This window comes from Methylomonas sp., from assembly GCF_023228165.1.
GTDB lineage: Bacteria > Pseudomonadota > Gammaproteobacteria > Methylococcales > Methylomonadaceae > Methylomonas.
In genome coordinates, this window is sequence record NZ_JALOBS010000014.1 from 120,813 (window position 1) to 138,811 (window position 17,999).

The 17,999-nt window shown below is 50.5% G+C and carries 17 protein-coding genes and 1 tRNA gene; 4 read left to right on the forward strand and 14 right to left on the reverse strand.

Translation table 11 applies throughout. The features are described from left to right. Positions 1-15 precede the first annotated feature (15 nt). Both M0R33_RS12510 and M0R33_RS12515 read right to left on the reverse strand, forming a co-directional pair. Positions 16-894: a flagellar motor protein MotB gene (locus M0R33_RS12510; protein ID WP_292569413.1), complete on the reverse strand. Its 879-nt coding sequence runs from the start codon at positions 892-894 to the stop codon at positions 16-18. A 2-nt stretch (positions 895-896) separates the two neighbouring features. Then, positions 897-1,649, reverse strand: a complete 753-nt coding sequence (locus M0R33_RS12515) for a MotA/TolQ/ExbB proton channel family protein (protein ID WP_292569415.1) — start codon at positions 1,647-1,649, stop codon at positions 897-899. Positions 1,650-1,975: 326 nt separating this feature from the next. Between M0R33_RS12515 and M0R33_RS12520 the strand changes: the two genes are divergently transcribed. Next, complete coding sequence (locus tag M0R33_RS12520) at positions 1,976-3,931, forward strand: alpha-amylase family glycosyl hydrolase (RefSeq protein WP_292569417.1); 1,956 nt, start codon at positions 1,976-1,978, stop codon at positions 3,929-3,931. Between the two features lie 34 nt (positions 3,932-3,965). Here the strand turns inward: M0R33_RS12520 and M0R33_RS12525 are convergent, their stop codons facing one another. Then, a complete protein-coding gene (locus tag M0R33_RS12525) occupies positions 3,966-5,543 on the reverse strand; it encodes a GTPase (RefSeq protein WP_292569419.1) in 1,578 nt (525 codons plus the stop codon). After that, the gene (locus M0R33_RS12530) at positions 5,524-7,266 is read right to left on the reverse strand and encodes a GTPase domain-containing protein (RefSeq protein WP_292569421.1); all 1,743 of its coding nucleotides are present in this window, start codon (positions 7,264-7,266) and stop codon (positions 5,524-5,526) included. The genes M0R33_RS12525 and M0R33_RS12530 overlap by 20 nt, the downstream gene beginning before the upstream one ends. Positions 7,267-7,385: 119 nt before the next feature. Between M0R33_RS12530 and M0R33_RS12535 the strand changes: the two genes are divergently transcribed. Further along, positions 7,386-7,820, forward strand: coding sequence for a hypothetical protein (locus tag M0R33_RS12535; protein WP_292569424.1), 435 nt, complete (start codon positions 7,386-7,388; stop codon positions 7,818-7,820). A 2-nt stretch (positions 7,821-7,822) separates the two neighbouring features. Here the strand turns inward: M0R33_RS12535 and M0R33_RS12540 are convergent, their stop codons facing one another. From M0R33_RS12540 to M0R33_RS12560, 5 genes are all read right to left on the reverse strand, one after another. Beyond that, positions 7,823-8,485, reverse strand: coding sequence for a DUF2959 domain-containing protein (locus M0R33_RS12540; protein WP_292569427.1), 663 nt, complete (start codon positions 8,483-8,485; stop codon positions 7,823-7,825). Continuing rightward, positions 8,469-9,035: a uridylate kinase gene (locus tag M0R33_RS12545; protein ID WP_292569430.1), complete on the reverse strand. Its 567-nt coding sequence runs from the start codon at positions 9,033-9,035 to the stop codon at positions 8,469-8,471. Before M0R33_RS12545 ends, M0R33_RS12540 begins: the two co-directional genes overlap by 17 nt. Further along, positions 9,032-10,405 carry an aminodeoxychorismate synthase component I gene (pabB, locus tag M0R33_RS12550; RefSeq protein ID WP_292569432.1) on the reverse strand — a complete coding sequence of 458 codons (1,374 nt, stop codon included), beginning with the start codon at positions 10,403-10,405 and terminating at the stop codon, positions 9,032-9,034. Before pabB ends, M0R33_RS12545 begins: the two co-directional genes overlap by 4 nt. 78 nt (positions 10,406-10,483) lie before the next feature. Further along, on the reverse strand, positions 10,484-11,530 hold the full coding sequence (locus tag M0R33_RS12555; RefSeq protein WP_292569435.1) for a hydantoinase/oxoprolinase family protein: 1,047 nt from the start codon (positions 11,528-11,530) through the stop codon (positions 10,484-10,486). 9 nt (positions 11,531-11,539) lie between these two features. Beyond that, the gene (locus tag M0R33_RS12560) at positions 11,540-12,532 is read right to left on the reverse strand and encodes an ATP-grasp domain-containing protein (protein WP_292569437.1); all 993 of its coding nucleotides are present in this window, start codon (positions 12,530-12,532) and stop codon (positions 11,540-11,542) included. 14 nt (positions 12,533-12,546) lie between these two features. Between M0R33_RS12560 and M0R33_RS12565 the strand changes: the two genes are divergently transcribed. After that, entirely contained in the window at positions 12,547-13,224 is a 678-nt protein-coding gene (locus M0R33_RS12565) for a HisA/HisF-related TIM barrel protein (protein ID WP_292569440.1), read from the forward strand. A gap of 55 nt (positions 13,225-13,279) precedes the next feature. Here the strand turns inward: M0R33_RS12565 and fae are convergent, their stop codons facing one another. The 5 genes from fae to M0R33_RS12590 form a co-directional block, all read right to left on the reverse strand. Then, positions 13,280-13,798 carry a formaldehyde-activating enzyme gene (fae, locus tag M0R33_RS12570; RefSeq protein ID WP_292569443.1) on the reverse strand — a complete coding sequence of 173 codons (519 nt, stop codon included), beginning with the start codon at positions 13,796-13,798 and terminating at the stop codon, positions 13,280-13,282. A gap of 94 nt (positions 13,799-13,892) precedes the next feature. Further along, the gene (locus M0R33_RS12575) at positions 13,893-14,753 is read right to left on the reverse strand and encodes a triphosphoribosyl-dephospho-CoA synthase (protein ID WP_292569447.1); all 861 of its coding nucleotides are present in this window, start codon (positions 14,751-14,753) and stop codon (positions 13,893-13,895) included. After that, positions 14,750-15,652 carry a RimK family alpha-L-glutamate ligase gene (locus tag M0R33_RS12580; protein ID WP_292569462.1) on the reverse strand — a complete coding sequence of 301 codons (903 nt, stop codon included), beginning with the start codon at positions 15,650-15,652 and terminating at the stop codon, positions 14,750-14,752. Before M0R33_RS12580 ends, M0R33_RS12575 begins: the two co-directional genes overlap by 4 nt. 73 nt (positions 15,653-15,725) lie before the next feature. Continuing rightward, positions 15,726-16,709 carry a methenyltetrahydromethanopterin cyclohydrolase gene (gene mch / locus M0R33_RS12585; protein WP_292569450.1) on the reverse strand — a complete coding sequence of 328 codons (984 nt, stop codon included), beginning with the start codon at positions 16,707-16,709 and terminating at the stop codon, positions 15,726-15,728. Beyond that, positions 16,693-17,820 carry an ATP-grasp domain-containing protein gene (locus M0R33_RS12590; RefSeq protein ID WP_292569453.1) on the reverse strand — a complete coding sequence of 376 codons (1,128 nt, stop codon included), beginning with the start codon at positions 17,818-17,820 and terminating at the stop codon, positions 16,693-16,695. Before M0R33_RS12590 ends, mch begins: the two co-directional genes overlap by 17 nt. 81 nt (positions 17,821-17,901) lie before the next feature. Between M0R33_RS12590 and M0R33_RS12595 the strand changes: the two genes are divergently transcribed. Further along, positions 17,902-17,991 (forward strand) — tRNA-Ser (locus M0R33_RS12595). Positions 17,992-17,999: the final 8 nt, after the last annotated feature.

A 17,999-nucleotide genomic window follows, 5' to 3' on the forward strand; every position in this document is an offset into this window, starting at 1 on the left:
TTAAAAATTCCTGGCTTAAGGTGTTTTGTCTGTAGTGGTATCGGTTTGAATGGTTTGCAAGGTATTGTTCTGGTCACTTAACAGCGCTTCGTCTCTGGCAATCACAATTTCCACCCGCCGGTTAATGGCGCGGTTTTGCGGTGAATCGTTCGGCACCAAGGGATGGGTATCGGCGTGCCCTTCAATTAAAAACCGGTTAGGATCGATTTGCTGTTTTTCCAACATGTATTGAGCAACTGTCACCGCCCGCGAAGAAGACAACTCCCAGTTGGAGCGATACATAATGGTTTTAATCGGAATATCGTCGGTGTGACCGGCAACAATTACTTTTCCTTTCGATTCCATAACGGCTTGAGTGATTTTGTCCATTACCGGCTCAAAACCCGGTTTCAAAACCGCACTGGCGGACGAAAAAGAGCCTTTTTCATTGATTCTGATCACAATTCGAAAGCCATTGGTTTCCACCGTCACCAAACCTTGGTCGATTTCCGATTGTAATTCTTGCTTGATTTTATCAGCCTCTGCTTCGATTTCCTGGCGGGTTGCTTCCATGACTTTTTGTTTGGCCGTCTCCATATCATCGGGCGTATCTATTTTTTCCTTTTCCTCTTCGGTGGATTGGCGAATTTCATCCAGAGGCGTCTGTTGCACCTGGCCTGGACTGAAGTGTTGCTCGATAATGCTGGTACCCATGGGAATTTGATCGACATGGATTTCCCGTTGCACCCCGAAGGCCTCTTTTAAAGAGTCTGCAACCGCTTTAAACTTAACCACATCCATGCTGGCCATGGATAGTAACAACACGAAAAAACACATCAACAGCGACATCAGGTCGGCAAAGGTTGCCAACCACATCGGCGCGCCGGCAGGAGGACATTTTGGACAATCGGACATAATTATTCCTCCTGACGTTTCTTCTCTGCCACATAGGTATTCAGCAGTGTTCTCAATACCTTGGGATTGGTGCCTTCCTGTAGATTGGCGATAAAATTCATGACCAGTTCTTTATTGGCTTTTTCGTAATTTAGCACGCTGGCCAATTTATCTATCATCGGCAGCGCAAACACGTTGGCAATCATCGCGCCATATAAGGTGGTTAACAAGGCAACCGCCATGGCCGGCCCAATTGCCGCGGGATCGGACATATTGGCCAACATTTGCACCAAACCCACCAAGGTACCGATCATGCCCATGGCCGGGGCCAAATCGGCCACCCCTTTCCACATGCCCTGCCCCACTTCATTACGGCTCACCATTAAATCGATGTCTTGCTGTAATAAATTTTTTACGAACTCAGGGTTATAGCCATCCACGCACAGTCGTATGCCTTTTTTCATGAAGTCATCGGACACCTCTGCGGACTCTAAGGCCAACAAGCCGTTTTTACGGGCCATATCAGCCAATGTCACGGCTTCTTCAATCAAAACATTGGGATCAACCTTTTTGTTCATGAAAGCCCGTCCCGCCACACCGAAGGAACGCAGAAAATCCGCAATCGGCAAGCGCATCAAGGAAACCCCAAATGTTCCGCCGAACACGATTAGAATAGAGGGCACATCGATAAAGAGCAAAATGCTGCCGCCCGATACAATGGCCGCGGCAATAATCCCCACACCGAGTAAAAAACCCAATAAAGTTGCAATATCCACTTGTTATCCTCTCTCTTGGAATACTGTTATTTTTAACCCTATCAGGATAGCTGAATTCGCAACTTTACGCAGCTTTGCTGTGAATTCGCGTTTTAATTCGGCGTTGAAATTTGCCTACCGATCTTATAGGGTAAAATGAAATTTGATTTTAATAAGCGGATGACGGTTTATTTATGTTCGTTATGTTCTGTTAGATCATAAACAGTACCGCGTAACCTTATCTTAACCAGTTGTTTGTGGCGCAAAGTATCGGGGACTCCCGTTTTCATCGAGGCCGCGGCCCCATACCGCTGATTCACGAATAGATTTATTTCTTAAGGAATATTATGTACGAGCAAGAGTCCCATTCACTGCTAAACGACATTCTTGATGATCTGAAACCTGAGATCATCCGCCAGGATTTAAGGCATTTTTATACCCGCTTAGGTGCTAACTTTTATGCCATTTATTCGCTGTTCTATAACCTTTATGGGCACCGGGAGGATTTTAAACCTCAGATGCTAAGCCTGGTGGAAACCATGGCCAAAGGTTATATCAACCGTTCGGCTGAATTGGAAAAAGTCGACATCGAGCGCGAACGGGATCACAACTGGTTTTTGTCGCAAAAGTGGGTGGGGATGGCGCTTTACACCAATGGTTTTGCCGATAACCTCGGCGATTTGGTTAACAAAACACCTTACTTCATGGAATTGGGCATTAATATGGTACATATCATGCCGATTTTAAAATGCCCCATTGGCAAGAGTGACGGCGGCTACGCCATCAGCGATTTCCGTCAAATCGACGAACGTGTCGGCAACCTTGATGACTTGGCGCTGGTCTCCAAGGATTTTAGAAAACGCGACATCTTGCTGGTATTGGACATTGTGCTCAACCACACCTCGGATGAACACGAATGGGCGCAAAAAGCCATGCAGGGCGAGCAACGCTATCAAGAATATTACTTTACCTTCGACACCCGGGAAATCCCGGATATGTTCGAGCAAACCATGCCGCAAATCTTCCCTGAAACCGACCCCGGCAACTTCACTTGGAACGAAGACATGCAAAAATGGGTGATGACGGTATTTCATGACTACCAATGGGACCTGAATTACGGTAATCCCAGAGTCTTTATTGAAATGCTGGACATCATCCTGTTTTGGGCCAATCAGGGCGTCGACGTATTGCGATTGGATGCCGTGGCCTTCTTATGGAAGAAAATCGGCACCAGCTGTCAAAACGAACGCAATGCGCATTTGATTCTGCAATTACTGAAAGACTGCTGCCAGGTCACGGCACCCGGCGTGCTGTTCATCGCCGAAGCCATCGTTGCGCCGGTGGAAGTCATCAAATATTTTGGCGAAGATGCCATCATAGCCAAGGAATGCGAAATCGCTTACAACGCCACTTTCATGGCTTTGTTGTGGGATGGCATTGCCACGCACAATGCCAAGTTGCTCTATCAAGGCCTAAAAAACCTGCCCGCCAAGCTTGAACGGGCCACTTGGTTGAATTACGTGCGCTGCCACGACGACATCGGCTTCGGCTTTGACGACAGCGACGTGCGCGCGGCTGGTTACGAACCTTATGCGCATCGCCAGTTTTTAATCGATTATTTCAGCGGCCAGTTCGATGCATCCCCGGCCCGCGGCGAAGTCTTCATGCGCGACGAAATCACCGGAGACGCCAGAATTTGCGGCTCTCTGGCGTCTCTGGTCGGCTTGGAGGCCGGCATTGAAAATAACGATCAAGAGCTGATCAATAGTGCTATCAGCCGCATTATCTTAGTGCATAGCCTGATTTTGTCTTTTGGCGGCATTCCCTTGCTGTACAACGGCGATGCCATTGGTGTGGTCAACGATTACAGCTACCGCGACGACGACGGCAAGAGTGACGATAACCGTTGGATACATCGGCCTAAAATCAATTGGGAACGGGCGGAATTACGCAAAAAGCAGGGCTCTATCGAATTCGTTCTATTCAATGCCATGAAGAAAATGATCGCCATTAGAAAGGAAACCTCGGCTTTTGCCGATTTCAATAACCGGGAAATCCTGGATACCGACAACGAGCACCTACTTTGTTACATGCGTTTTGATCATCTGCGTCCATCCGAACGAATTTTGGTGGTGGCCAATTTCGACAGCAGTCCTCAATACCTGGATCTGGACCGAATCAACAATCGCGGTATTAACCTGCACGGCCAAAAAATCGATTTATACACGGGTAGTAAACCGGCACAGCTCGAGAACCGCATCGTGTTATCGCCCTATCAATTTTACTGGCTGACCACCATATAAGCTGGTGCAAGCTCGGTCAAAACCCTATTGCGCTTTAGCCGATCAACACACGCTTCAATAAATCATCCTGGCTGCCGGTATCCAGGCTGTCGTCGGCCTCGGTCTTTTCGGCAAGTTTACGCAGTTTGTGCCGGCAGGCCTTGCTACCCTGCTCCGTCTCCAGCACAACCTGTTCCAGTTCCGCTTTAAATCCGGACAGAACTTGAATCAAACCTTTATGCAATCCTTGCAGCGCGGCTTTTTGCAACGAAGGCTGTAATTTTTTATGCAGAAAAAACGGTATCAGCCAACTCAGAGCGATTAATAAAATGCTGTGCACGGCGAAATCCACACCCAGGTAGGCGCTTGATTCAGCAGCGCTGTGATAGTAACCGGAAAAGACCTGATAACCGACAATCAGCATGGCCAGTATCGGCAGCAAGGTTTCGAAAAGACTGGTTAAATGCATCAAAAAACGCTGCAGACCGTTGCCGGGTTTTAGTAGCGCTTGCCGCCCCGCTAATTCAATCTGTTGGGCCGCATTTTTGTTTATAGCGTTTTTTAGGGTTTCCAGCCTGGGTTTTAACGCTTTACTGGCAATATGATATTGATCGGCCTGTTGCAACAGGTCTTCCAATACATCGCCGAGACGTGTCCGCGCCCAAGCATCCCAAACTACAATATCGGTTTTGGCGTCCGGCCGATTGGCCAATGCCTCAGAATAGGCATGAAACGCCCAAGCCAACCCTTGTGGAAAAGTGACTTCCGCTTGTTGCCAGTTTTCGGCAAAATGTTGCTGCAAGCCGGTAAAGTCCTGTCGATCGAGATTTTGCGAAAACCGCTGTAACAGCTTAGCCAATGCCTGTAACCGCAAACGCTCATTATGCTGGCCCATTTGCAACATGGTTTGTTGAGACGACAAGGCGTTAAGTTGTTCCAACAATTCGGAAAACCTGTCGGCGTCGGGTTCGGTGCAACTGGTATACAACACTAGCGGATCGGTAAATCCAGCCTTGCTCAATTGCTGTTTAAAATCCTCCAACTGAGACGGTACCGCCCTATCCCACTGGTTCATAACAAACAACCAGGCATGTTTTCCGCCCTCGGCTTTCAATAATTGCCAGGCTTTGTTATCCCGGTAGCGCTCCGGGCTAACAACATACAGTAAGACGTCTATATGCGGCAGCCATTCCAGCACCAGGGTCTTGTTGGCTAACTCGATGCTGTCGAAATCGGGCATGTCTATCCAGACGATATGACTGTTTTGCGGATTATCGTGCAGCGCGAGCTTGGTTTTATCCAGCGGCAGGTTGGCCGGCAATTGCTGCAAATGCAGCGAGCGGTGATGGTACAAAGTGACTTCGCGCGAAGTGGGGCGTTCGATACCGGCCTTGGCTACCGCCTGTCCGGCCAGCCGATTTAATAAAGAACTTTTACCCACTCCGGTACCGCCTATAAACGCCACGATAAGAGGCCTAGGCTGGGCAGGTTGGCTGGCAAACAATTGTTCGGGGCTGCGCAAATCGAGCTCGAATAACTCGCGCGCGCTGGTGTCTTGCAAATGACCTTGCGCTATGGCGGTTTGCGCCCAGCTTTGTGCCTGGGCTAATAAATCAGAGTATTCGTAAGCCATGTTTTTTCTCTTTCAGCGCTTGTTCTGCCAGTTGGCACTGTTGTTCGGTGATATTAAAACGGGTGGGAAGTTGAATCTGCAGCGGTAGTTGATAAAGTTGCTCACGCAAAACCGTTTGAAACAGCCGGGTTTTAACCGTTTGCATTTGCTGCTGTTTCAATTCCGCTTCGACTCGATGCATGTAACCGCCGATGGCGCTTTCAGCCAATAGCGAGGTAATTGTCAGCATGAGTGGGGTAATCACCAGATCATGTACGCCGATGCCGCCGGCCTGAATCGCCAGAAACATACCTCCTGCATCGGTGGAAATTCGGGTCGCTCGCAAGCTGTTCAAAACCAGCGGCTGTTCTTCAAGTTTGTAATACAGCCGATGCGCCGCGGCATCGACATCTTGCAGAAAATCTTGGTGATACACCAACACGGCTTGTTGATAAGTCAGGCTCAGTTCAGCTCTTTTCTGCCTGAGCAATACCGCTGTTTCGCGCCACCAACCGCCGTTCAAGGTCTCGGTTTCGGTTTTGTCCAGCAGTTTATCGGCCAACTGGATCATGACATGATCGCCGATTTGATTCAGAATGCTGATTTCCTGGTCCGGGCTGCTTTGAAACCCGCTTTGACCCAAGCTCATTAATTTGCGTACCGGCCAGGTCATCACCCGTCGGGTTTTACTGAGGATTTTGGCAAAGCCCGGTATTTCCAGCAGCTTCAATAAATTCAGCAACGCGGCCTGAAAGGTATGGTAATGGTGCGGATGATCCAGAAAATCGCGCCGATAGGCCGATCCGGCCTCTTCCAGACATTGATCGATCAGGCTTTGCCATTGGCGTTGGGCGCGATGTTCGGCAAATACCGGCTCCAGCCATTCCCGCCAATATCGATTCAAAAACAGTTGTTGCTGCTCGGCGTGTTTTTTTTGGTCGAGCTGTTTTGCCAGCTCGAAAAGCGCGGTTTGAGCGCTTAGCGGCCAAACCGGCACGGTCCGAGGTTTTTCAAACAACAAGGGAACCACCTTCGGCATGGGATCGCCGCGGGTTTGTTGCCATTTTTGCCGCAACGAATCCAGCACCAGTGTTTCGCTGCCTTCCGCCAGTTTATTCAAACAAATCAGGGTAGGCTGACCGAAGGCCTCTATGGTTTTCATGACTTCCCAAACCGACTGATCGGCATACTTCTCCTTACTAACCACCAGTACCACCAGATCGGCCAGGGCCAGCGTCCTGATCACGCCTTCCCGGTAGTCGATGGCGTCAATGGAGTCGAAATCCGGGGTGTCCCATACCACGCATGCCGGCAACAAGTCCGACTGCGACAAACTGTTGCCGACGGAATAGCAATCAAAACGGTTACGGCTAAGCGCCGCGGCATCCAAACATTGAAAGCGGCCAAAATAATGCTGCAATCCATCTAAATCGTCGCTGGTCAACCGATGGCAAAATCCTTGCGCATGCACGGTATAGCCGGCCAGCGGACTGACTCCCGCCAGTACATCATTTAATAGCACGTTGACGATCGAACTTTTTCCGGCCTGAGTAGGCCCAATCACGGCAATTTGCAGTGGACATTTCGGAAAGTCGTGGATTAATAGCCCCTTGCGCAGAAAGGCCTCTGCATAAAGCAGTTGCTCGATACGCTGTTGGTATTCAAAATACAGAGGACTTTTCATATCCAGTAGCGCAAGCACGGACTGGTATCGCTGTTTGAGAAGTTGGATAAATTCCAGCATGATAAAAGGGCTTGGGTTTATAATTACCGAGTAATTTAGTTTGTTTAATGGCCCGGACCATAGCATTATAAATATAAAATTCCGGGATTGTTTATTTAGGCCACTGGGGGGCTTTCATTATGAAAAAAGCGACAACTATTCTAGTTATTCTCGTCTGTGCGTTAGCGATCGGTTGCAATAGAAGCAATCAAATCAATGGTAGCAGCCTGAAAACAGTCAACAGATCGGTCAACTCCATCAAAGAAAAACTACCGCTGGATCAGCGCATCGAATTTGAAGTGTCATTCTGGACCTTGCGTGATGAAATCAGAAATAACAAAGAATTTTTGAACGAAATCGACGGTAAAACTCCCGACCAATTGATAGCCAAGGGCCAGGAGTTGTTTTTACAACGCAAAGCCAGCGGCAACAAAGACTATGAACAATACAGCAACTGGGACCAAATGATTGCTCAATACACCCAGGAGCGTATCGATCAAAACCGCAAAAAAACCCCGGATGCCCGCGACAATTCAAACCCTCACCGCGTCGACTACAAAATGCAATCCATGTAATTTCAGCGCCGCAAAACCGGGGCCGGCAGTTGTTTTTGTTCCACTAATACGGACACGAACTGGCTGGCCTCGCTGATGGTTTTTTCCATCACCTCGATTAATTTGGATATGTCCACTCCCATCTCGATAAACTCGTGCCGCAGCGCCGCGATTGCATGGGCATTGAGATTGTGTTTTAAAAACAATACCTGGTCTTGAAATGCCGCCAACACCGGCTGCATGCGCGATTCTGCCATCCGTAAAGCTTTAACCAATCGCCCGTATTGCTGCCGCGACTTTTTTAACTGTTGCTGACTGCGCGCCCGCAATGAACGGCTACTATACAAATCCAATTCGGCCTCCCATTCGGCGAACAAGGCTTCGCTGACTTCTTCTATAGCTTGTATGCGCAGTGCGACCTGCTCGGCTTTGCCGCGGCAGATATCGTAGCGCTTCTTCAATTGCTGATAACGTATCTCCAAGGGACTGTCGTCGTGCCTGGCAATGGTTTTGAATTTTTCCAGCGCGTCGACGAATTGGTCCCGGCTATCTTTAAGACTCTCGCAAGCTTGATCAACCTGCACCACCACAATATCGCGCTTGTGGTGACCGAGTAAGGACTCCCGGCTTTGGTAATAGGCATTACGCAAAGGTTTGTTCAAAAGTAATTTAATGAATCTGAGCATGCGAAGATAGAAAACAGTCTTTATTGATAACGGTAATTTTAAACCCGGCTTGGTCCGCAAATTTAAGAAAGCCGGCATCGATGACGCCTTGTTGTTGTAGCTGGTCCAGTGGCGTTTCCGGCTCGATTGGGCAGGATTTAACCAGCAACAATTCGTCCGCGGCTACTTGTCGGGCTAGCCAGGCGGCCAAACTGTCCGAAGTAACATCCCAACTGGCGGCGATATCGGGCTGTTCCAGATCACGCAGACAGGGCGACCAAATGGCCGCTTTTACACAATCGCCCGCGGCAGCAACTTGCTCGAACAGCTCAAAATCCGGTTGTAGGCTCTTAAACAGCAAAGCCATCTGCTGCATCGCCAAAATCGCCATGCGATGCGCAGTAAGATCATCAAATTGCCACTGCTGTTGCGCCACCCTGATTTGGTCGGCAAACACGCCGCCACCCGGCACGATAAATACCTTACCCGGAAAGCCGGTTAATTTTGCCAGACAGGCCGGCAATACCCGCGCCGACAATAAGCTGCCGCCCAGCTTGATCACGGTGATCATTGTTGGAACTGTTGCAGCAATTGCAGCAAAGCGGCGGCTTTATCGAAGCATTCTTGATACTCGGCGTCTTCATCCGAGTCGTTGACAATGCCGCCCCCCACCCAAAAACGGATGCTGCCCTGATTATGCACCAATGTACGGATGGCGATATTGGTATCCATATTACCGTCGAAACCGATATAGCCGATCGCCCCGCAATAGACGCCTCTGCGGTGCGGCTCCAGTTCTTCGATGATTTCCATGGCCCGAATTTTAGGCGCGCCGGTAATCGATCCGCCCGGGAAACAACTCCGTAATAAATCCAGCGCATGTTGATTTGCGGCCAGCTCGCCAGTGACGGTGCTGACCAGATGATGCACGGTGGCATAGCTTTCCACCGTAAACAATTCAGGTACTCTCACAGAGCCGTCCTTGCAGCTTTTACTGAGATCGTTTCGGAGTAAATCCACGATCATCACATTCTCCGCCCTGTCCTTTGCGCTGGCGGCCAAGGCGGCCATTTGTTTTTGATCTTCGGCGGCCAAGGCTTTGCGCGGACGAGTACCCTTGATAGGCTTGGTTTGAACCTGACCGGCTATGACCCGCAAAAAACGCTCGGGTGAAGAGCTTAATACTTGCACCTCGGGCAAATTCAAGTAGGCGCTGAACGGTGCGGCATTGATTCTGCGTAGTGTCTGATAAGCAAACCAGGGGTTTCCCTGGCAAGGGCTGGAAAAGCGTTGGGTTAAATTAACCTGATAACAATCGCCTTCTTTCAAATAGCGCTTTATTTTGCCAAAAGCCTGTCCGTAACTTTGTCGGCTCATATTCGACTGTGGTGCCTGCATGACTTTAAAGTCATTTAAGTCGAAATGCTCGGGCAAGCGGCTAAATTGCGCGGATACCTGTTCAATCAGGTCATCGGTAAGGCCGTAACCCACCAGCCAACTTTGCCGTTTTTGGTGGTCGACCACCACCGCCCAACGGTAAATGCCGACGGCCATGTCCGGCAGTTGTTCGGCATTCCGGGCCAGTACCGGCAATTTCTCGATGCGCCGGGCCAGATCATAGGCAAAATAACCGATTGCACCGCCGTTGAACGGCAATTCGTCTATGGCGGGCAGCGGTTCGCCCAATCTGGCTTTGAGCAATTCGAAGGGATCTTCGCTACTGATGGTTTGAACGCCTTGCTGATTAATCTGCGTCGAATGGCCAAAGGTCTGCAAGGTACAAACCGGTTGATACGCCATAATATCGAAGCGGCCTTGCCGACTGACAGGAAAAGCGCTGTCCAGATAAACCGCCCAAGGCCGATTCGCGCAGCCGGCAAATAATAGGGAGCTGTCCTCAATATAAGGCAGTGATTGTTTGGTGACTTTAGTTAAAGGCATTAAGTGGTGTGATTTTGACGATCCGGCTTGGCCGAAAGGCAGCGTAGCAAGCTGTCGATTTTATACCAGCCGATGATATTAACCAACCTCGCGGGCTAGATAAGCCACGGCAACCGCTGGGGCACAATCCGCGGCATCGATTTCGCCAACCGCCACCGATGAACTCAGTAACCGGCTAAAATCCAGATAAGCAAGCCCGAGCTCATCGGCGATTTCCTTGACTAAGAAACGTCCCACGCCGGCTCCGATGAAACCCAATTCTTCGGCCGATGCTTTTCTGTGCATTTGCCTCAAACAGGCCTGACGCAACTTGTGTTTTTGCTGTTGCTTCAAGGTTTTGGCGAATGCCCGCCATAGCGGCCAGTCGGTTTCGGTAAATTCGTAACCGGTCATGCGCGACAAGCGTCGGGCGCTGGCCAAGGCGGTTTTTTCGGCGCCATCGGCACTATCGTTTTGATCATGCGCCTCGTTTAAATCGCCGGTGACGCGGTATACATCGGCCATGGTGGCAAAGTATTCGGCCATCAGCCCCATGCTCTGTCCGTTGAATTCGGCCTGCTGGGCAACCGCCATTACCGCTGTCCGCACGATGCCGGTATAAACCAGTTCAGCAGACACCAAGCGGTCATAATCGCTGTAACCCACGGCCTGCAGGGTATGTTGTTCAATCAGCAAGATATCGGCGGTGGTACTGCCTATGTCTACAAATAAAGCCCGCTCTCTGTATTTTGCGGCTAATTGGGCACTGGCTATCCAGTTAGCGGAGGCAATAGCCAGGTAATCGCTTTGATTCACCGCTTCCGCGCCGATAAAACCCTTGCTGCCGGCGAAAATCAACAGGTTCGCGGTACCCAATTGAGCTCGTAAGGTTTGAATAATGGCTGCCACACCTTGTTCCCGCCCGGAAAAACAATCCGCTAATTCGCCGGTCATGGTTACGGCATGGCGGTCGCATGGGCCTTGCAAAACTTGCAAAACCGCCTGGATAGCATGCTCCAGATGGGCCAAACCTTTCCAAAGCGGGCAAGACCGCTGAACCACCTGCAGTACTTCGCCTGCCTCATTGAGTAGCGCAGCCTTGACGTGGGCGCCGCCGATATCCCAGCCCATGATGTTTTTTTGCATAGTCGGATCTTAGTAAATTTCAACCTGTACGGCTTGATTGCTGGAAAAGCATAAATATGGATCGCCGTCCAGCAAGCGTAACACCTGCTCCACTACATTAATGCCGGTTGCCTGCCGGATGCCGACATAGGAAGTTGTCAGGCGAGGGTTGATTTCCAGTATCAGCGGGCCCTGGTCCGGTGTGTCGATAATATCGATGCCGATATAACCCCATAACCCGGGAATGGCAACGGCAACCCGATCTACTAATTCTTGATAAAGCGCCAATTGCGGATAAGCGGCGTTCACCAGACAAGCCTGCAGACTGAAACGGTTTTGCCTGACCGTGACGTGCTGCTGATTGCAGCATAACAACCAGCCTCTGCCCTGCTTAAACAGGCAAGACAAACTCAGCACTGGCCCAGCCAGCAACGGCTGCACTAACAGGCTTTCGTGGTGCAAAAGGTTCTCGATGGCGGCGGCATAGTCTATCGGACGATCGATGATCAAACTGCCTTCGCAGCCTACCCCGTCGATCGGTTTAATCACGCAGGCCGGAAACGGTGGCTTATTCAAACCGGCCAAGCTCAGCGTCTCAACCGCCGGAATGCCGTTGGCCAATAGGCAACGGTAGGTAAACAGCTTGTTTGCGCAAATGGCCAGTGTTTCAGACTGCGACATCAATAAAATTTTTTGGTGTCTGGTTACTATTTGCGCCAGATCCGCCAAGATGCCTTCTGTCTCCGGCGCAATTAGCCATACCAAGCCGGCTTGTTGAATCAATTCCGCCAAAATTTGCTTGATGTCGTCGGTTTGGGAGACGGGCACAACCTCGGTATTGCGCGGTAAGGAAACATTCAGACAGCGATCGTCCAGCGGTAAAAGCACAGGTAAATTGGGTAAAAACTTCAGATCGTTCAGCAAAGCCTGTAACATCATACGACCTTCGGACAGCAGCGAAACAGGTAGCGGCCGTCCTGCCATTCCGCCGCCCGTGATGTATTCGAATACTAGAATTTTCAACCGTTACACCTAATATGCATATTGTCCCAGTGATCGATTTAAAAGATGGATTGGTCGTATATGCCCAGCGCGGCAATCGATCCCACTATCAACCGATACATCTATATTCCGCCTTAACCGGCAGTAGCGATATCGATGCCGTTATGACGGGGTTTTTAAATTTGCATCCCTTCAAACAATTTTATATTGCCGATTTAAACGCCATTATCGGCTCGGGCCACCATCGGCCGTTAATCGAATCGATGCTGACTGCCTATCCCGATATCGAGTTCTGGATCGATAGCGGCAGCCAATTATCTCAGATAAGCGCGGGCTGGCCGAATCAGAAATGCGTAATCGGCACGGAATCCCAGCAAAATTCGGCTTGCCAATCCGGACAAGCCTACATCCTGTCCCTGGATTATAAAAATCAACAACCGGCCGGTCACAACTCCTGGTTCGAGCAGAGTCAATTCTGGCCCGATAAGATTATCGTGATGACCTTAAGCCGGGTGGGTAGTAACAGCGGTCCGGACCTGGAAAAACTGACCGAATTCTGCCGCCGACATCCGGCAAAGCAATTCATCGCCGCTGGCGGCATACGTCATGCAGCCGATTTGGAAAACCTTAAAAACTTAGGTATACACGCTGCGCTGCTGGCCACGGCTCTACACAACGGCACTATCGGTAGTGCGCAAATCAAAAACCTATAGGCAAAAAAATACCCCGGCAAGCCGGGGTATTTTAGCCACCTAGGCTAGCAACAACTTATGCTTCGTTGTTAACTGCGAATGGGTGTTTTGCTTCTTTTTTGCCAGCAACAACTTCAGCAGCAGTTGGTGAACCCGCAATAGCGCGTTTCAGAGCTTCTTTGGTTGCGGCATAGTTGAATGATTCGATTTTAGCGTCGTCTTCAGCCATCCAGTGGATGAAAACACCGACAGATACGAACAAATCATCAGCTTCGTCAGCAGGGATAGTACCGTCTTCAACGCAATCAGCGACAGCCATGGCAACGCCACGTTGAGCTGGTCCAAACATTTGAACAGCTTGTTTTGAACCTTTGATGGTGACTTTGTTGAACAGAATGGTCGCTGGTTTAACCATCAGGTTAGGTGCAACAACAGCCAACAGAGTGGAGAAACCGTCTTTGTTGTTTGTCAAAGCGTTCGCAAACGCAGTTTCAGCAGCTGAGCCACGTGGGCCGACGATCAAGTCGATGTGAGCAATTTCATTGCCTTCGCCAACCAAAGATTCGCCAACACGCATGTTTGTAATTTTAGCCATTTTTAATTTATCCCCTAAAGATAAGATTGAACCAAGTAAAAGACACGTTTAGTCCGTTTATAGACGCTTCTGGGCAATTCCCTTAAACACTTTTTTAGACATCAGTTTGTCTAAAAAGCTGTTCCAGTAGCACCACCAGTACTGTTGCGACAGTGATGTCAGCGGTTGTACCCGGATTGATTTTTTTTGCCTTAAAAGCCTCGTCGATGCGATACAGCATCGGCAAAACCTCTTCCGGCTTATTAGCGGTATCCATCGCCTTGCATAGCAAAGCCATCTCCTCCGCAATCCACTCTGAATACTGCTTTCCATACTTTCGCTCAATATGGCTATCCGGATAACGAGCTAGCATTTCGGCATAAACCTTTAATGCAGCCCAGCCGCTATCACCAGACAAAACGAAAGCACGATTATACGTTAAAATTGCAAAATCAAAAATATCTTTGAAGCAATTTGTATACAGCAAGGCAATTCTATCCTTGTCCGCCGCGATCCGCATGGCTTGCAACAAGGTGACCGTCGCTTGCCGATGGACATCCTGCTGCTCGGACTCGCCCAAGCCGCCGGGCGACGCCAGCAGAATCGCCCGAAACACCCAATCCGCATCTTGCTCGGTGCTGTTATTTAAGACGTCGTCTAACGCTTGCCGTAAATCGACCGGCCGGTCCGACAGTTGGCTGGCCTGCATCAACGGTGCACAAAGCAGAATAATTCCCAGATTGGTGTTGCAAGCGACTGCCTGGTGGGTCGCTTTGACCGCGTAATAGATTTTTTCGCCCAGGCTATAAGCCGGATTGGTAAGCGGTGCCGCGCTGACTTCAGCGCTAAGCCTGAAATCATCTACCGTCATATCGTGACCGTCGCTAAATACACTGACATTGCCGGGCTTGAATGCCTGCAACTCGACCTCACAGGCGTGTATATAGGCATCCGTCAGCGCCTGCTGAACGATCATGCCACTGCCTTAATGCTGTACATATGCCGCTGCACCAAATCATCGACCAACAACCCGGCAATATCCACGCCGCAGGCGCCCTGCAAGCCTTTCCAAGCCGGCACGCTATTGACTTCAATCACCGTCAGCCGGCCGTCGCGGTCCTTGATAATATCGACCCCGGCATAATCCATATGTAGAGCGGCAACCGCTTTGATCGCCAGTTCCGTCAGTTCGGCAGTCAATTCGATAGTTTCGCAGGACGCCCCCCTGGCCACGTTATTCAACCAGGAAATCCCCCGCCTACGCATACCCGCCACGGCTTTACCGTTAATCACGAAGATCCGCTTGTCGGAATAGCCGTCGCCCTGGCACTCGACGAAACGCTGCAGATAATAAATGCCATGACTGCCGGTAAGCCATAGTAAATCAGTGGATTTTTCAATCCGGCGGATGCCTTCCCCCTGCGAACCGAATAAAGGTTTGCTGATTAAATAATGCCCCGCGGCCAATTCCTGTTCCGCGATGGCCAAGGCCTGTTCTCGATCGCGCAGCACCCAGGTTTTAGGGGTGGAAATACCGGCATTTTGTAACAAAAAACTGGTCATGGCTTTATCGACGCTACGTTCGACGGCATGCGCATCGTTATAGACCGGCACGCCCAATATCTTTAAGGCATGCAACACATCCAGATAAAACACCACCTCTTCCAGCGATCCGCCCGGCACGCCGCGCACGAACACGGCATCGGGTAGGTTTTGTTCAAAACCGGGGATCAAAACCGGCAGTTCATCGCTAACCTGGAGTCTGCAATCGGTAAGGGAAACATACTCAGCGGCGCAGGAGCGCGCCGTAAAGGCCCGGCAAAGCTGTTTGCCGTGCCAGCCGGGGTCATCGGTAATAATGGCTATTCGACGCAATGGATTGATCACGATTTTTAGATGGACACAAAAAAGCCGGACTCATAAAGCCCGGCTTGCAATAAAATAATCTTTAAAGACCGAAAGACTGATCCAGCAAGGCGTTATCCAATTTACCGGCCCGGAAACTCTTGCCGGACTCCACCGCAGTCACAATCACAACGGCAGGACTGAACAGCATGGCGTCGACTTTAAAGAAATCGTATTCATAAGCCTTAAAAATATCGGCAAACGGCTTACCGTAATCCTTGGATGTGGAACTTGGCAATTCTTTCGCCAACTTCTCGGCCGCTTCGTCGCTGCCTTTAACAAACAAATGTACCTGTCCGGCAAACAAGATCGCGTCGTTGGTGCGGCCCATGGCTTTAACGAAATTGGGGTGCGGCGGACAAACAGGCGCGGAACCGCTACCGTCGATGATATTTTCCAACGGAAAATGCAAGGCATGGGCTTTATGCATAGCCACTTCCAGCACCCGGCCCACGACTTGCACACCACCCGCCAAACTGCTGGTCGGCGTGACGATAATAGTCAAATCAGCCGGCGACACACCGCAAGCGGCGGCTACTTTTTCGACAATTTCAAGCGGCGGTACGGCGTCGTTTTCGATCACCAACACGGTTTTGTCGTTGCTATCGCGGTATTCCAGTTCTTTATACAGCTCTTCGACCGGCTCAACCGCACCGTCCTTGACTTTGGTGGCCATGGCACGCGCGGGGCCCGAACCCAGTGCGTAATATTTTCCATGCGACAAGCTCCAGCCGGCATATTGGCTGCCCAGGCAGGATAACACCGGGTTGGTGGCATGCACATTAATCGTCAACGGCCAGTTATCGGTGTAGCAGCTTTGCGAAAGGGTTGCGGTGCCCATGCCGCCCATGCAAATCTCGGTAATGATACGACCCGCTTCCAGACCACCCGGCACATTGATGCCGGCATCAATAATCGTGCAACCGTTTTCCAGTTTCTCGACCCCCAATCTCAACTTATCGGCGTTATCGAGCAGATGAGCCACCAAAGGCTGGGTAAGTTTATTGACGCTAGCTTGGTATTGCATGACTTAAATGACCTGTATTTAAAAAATTGTCGATGATGATTTGCCGATGCCGTAGTCGAGCTTCGACTTGAGCAGCATCGTTTCCGGCGGCAATGATACTGCAAACCGGCTCTCCCTTGCCAATAAATACCCCGCTCGCGGGCCTGTCGACCGTCCATTCCGGCCAGCTTAATCCGGCGGGTACCAGCAGCTCTTTTTCGGCAAACAGTATTTGAAACCCGACCGGCGGTGCCCATTCGGCATCACCGAGCACCCCCTGGCAGGCCTGGCAATGCTTGTTGAAAACCGACGTGCCGTACAGCTGGGCGCTGGCCGGAATCCGGGCGTTGATCTCCAACACATAGCATTCGCCATCGTGCACAATAAAATCCAAGCTTCCCAAACCCTTTAACGGATACAAGCCGACCAATTTCGCCAGCCATTCGCTCAATAACGCGCGGTTTCGCGGCGATATCCGCGCATGGTTGCGGACGCCGGCAAACAGGAAACGCTGCTCATCATCGTGTCCACTCGTCGCCCACTGCCGATTAAACCCCAACACCCTGACCTGCCCCAAACCCGCCGCAAACAAAACCGACAATACTTCGCCACTTAGCTGGCGTTGCCAATAAAAATGCGTCGCGTCGACGGTTTGGCCAACAGTAAATCGAGCAACGCCGGCACCACCCTCGCCTTGCATCGGCTTGATTAACCAATCGCCGCCTCGTGTCGGCGCGGAAAAAACCGTTTCCGGATACTTGATGGATAAGTGCTTAAGCTGCTGAAAAAAGGCCGGTTTGTTTTGCAAGCACCCGAAGAGTGCCGCCGTGTTGCCGAGCACAACCAACCTGTTTTCCAAATAAGCCAAACTTTTGGCGTAAGGCTCGAAACCGCTGCCGTAAACCACATGTGTCAAACCGTGTTTGCTCGCCAAGGCCTCGGTAATCGGCAGGATAGTAGCCAGGGCCAAATTGTCGACCTTGACCGTTTCCACGGCCAATGCCACGGTATCCAGATCGGCAAAACAATCGACGGCAACCGCTTCAAACCCGGCATCCACCGCCAATTGCACCAGCATCCGGGCGGACTGCGCAATCAGCAATAATTTAGACGGAAGACTCAGACTGCTCACCGGGATCGGTTTGGAAAATTTTATGGTAACAAGAAAAAATGCTGGATTTAAAAAAATTATCTGGCATAATGCGCGGCTCTTGGAGAGCTGGCTGAGCGGTCGAAAGCGGCGGTCTTGAAAACCGTTGAAGGTTTATCCCTTCCTGGGGTTCGAATCCCTAGCTCTCCGCCATATTCAAA

What these genes read in the sequence shown, in the direction of transcription:
- M0R33_RS12510 (WP_292569413.1), bottom strand. Translation starts at nt 894, where the DNA reads ATGTCCGATTGTCCAAAATGTCCTCCTGCCGGCGCGCCGATGTGGTTG.
- M0R33_RS12520 (WP_292569417.1), top strand. Translation starts at nt 1,976, where the DNA reads ATGTACGAGCAAGAGTCCCATTCACTGCTAAACGACATTCTTGATGAT.
- M0R33_RS12525 (WP_292569419.1), bottom strand. Translation starts at nt 5,543, where the DNA reads ATGGCTTACGAATACTCTGATTTATTAGCCCAGGCACAAAGCTGGGCG.
- M0R33_RS12530 (WP_292569421.1), bottom strand. Translation starts at nt 7,266, where the DNA reads ATGCTGGAATTTATCCAACTTCTCAAACAGCGATACCAGTCCGTGCTT.
- M0R33_RS12535 (WP_292569424.1), top strand. Translation starts at nt 7,386, where the DNA reads ATGAAAAAAGCGACAACTATTCTAGTTATTCTCGTCTGTGCGTTAGCG.
- M0R33_RS12540 (WP_292569427.1), bottom strand. Translation starts at nt 8,485, where the DNA reads ATGCTCAGATTCATTAAATTACTTTTGAACAAACCTTTGCGTAATGCC.
- M0R33_RS12545 (WP_292569430.1), bottom strand. Translation starts at nt 9,035, where the DNA reads ATGATCACCGTGATCAAGCTGGGCGGCAGCTTATTGTCGGCGCGGGTA.
- pabB (WP_292569432.1), bottom strand. Translation starts at nt 10,405, where the DNA reads ATGCCTTTAACTAAAGTCACCAAACAATCACTGCCTTATATTGAGGAC.
- M0R33_RS12555 (WP_292569435.1), bottom strand. Translation starts at nt 11,530, where the DNA reads ATGCAAAAAAACATCATGGGCTGGGATATCGGCGGCGCCCACGTCAAG.
- M0R33_RS12565 (WP_292569440.1), top strand. Translation starts at nt 12,547, where the DNA reads ATGCATATTGTCCCAGTGATCGATTTAAAAGATGGATTGGTCGTATAT.
- fae (WP_292569443.1), bottom strand. Translation starts at nt 13,798, where the DNA reads ATGGCTAAAATTACAAACATGCGTGTTGGCGAATCTTTGGTTGGCGAA.
- M0R33_RS12575 (WP_292569447.1), bottom strand. Translation starts at nt 14,753, where the DNA reads ATGATCGTTCAGCAGGCGCTGACGGATGCCTATATACACGCCTGTGAG.
- mch (WP_292569450.1), bottom strand. Translation starts at nt 16,709, where the DNA reads ATGCAATACCAAGCTAGCGTCAATAAACTTACCCAGCCTTTGGTGGCT.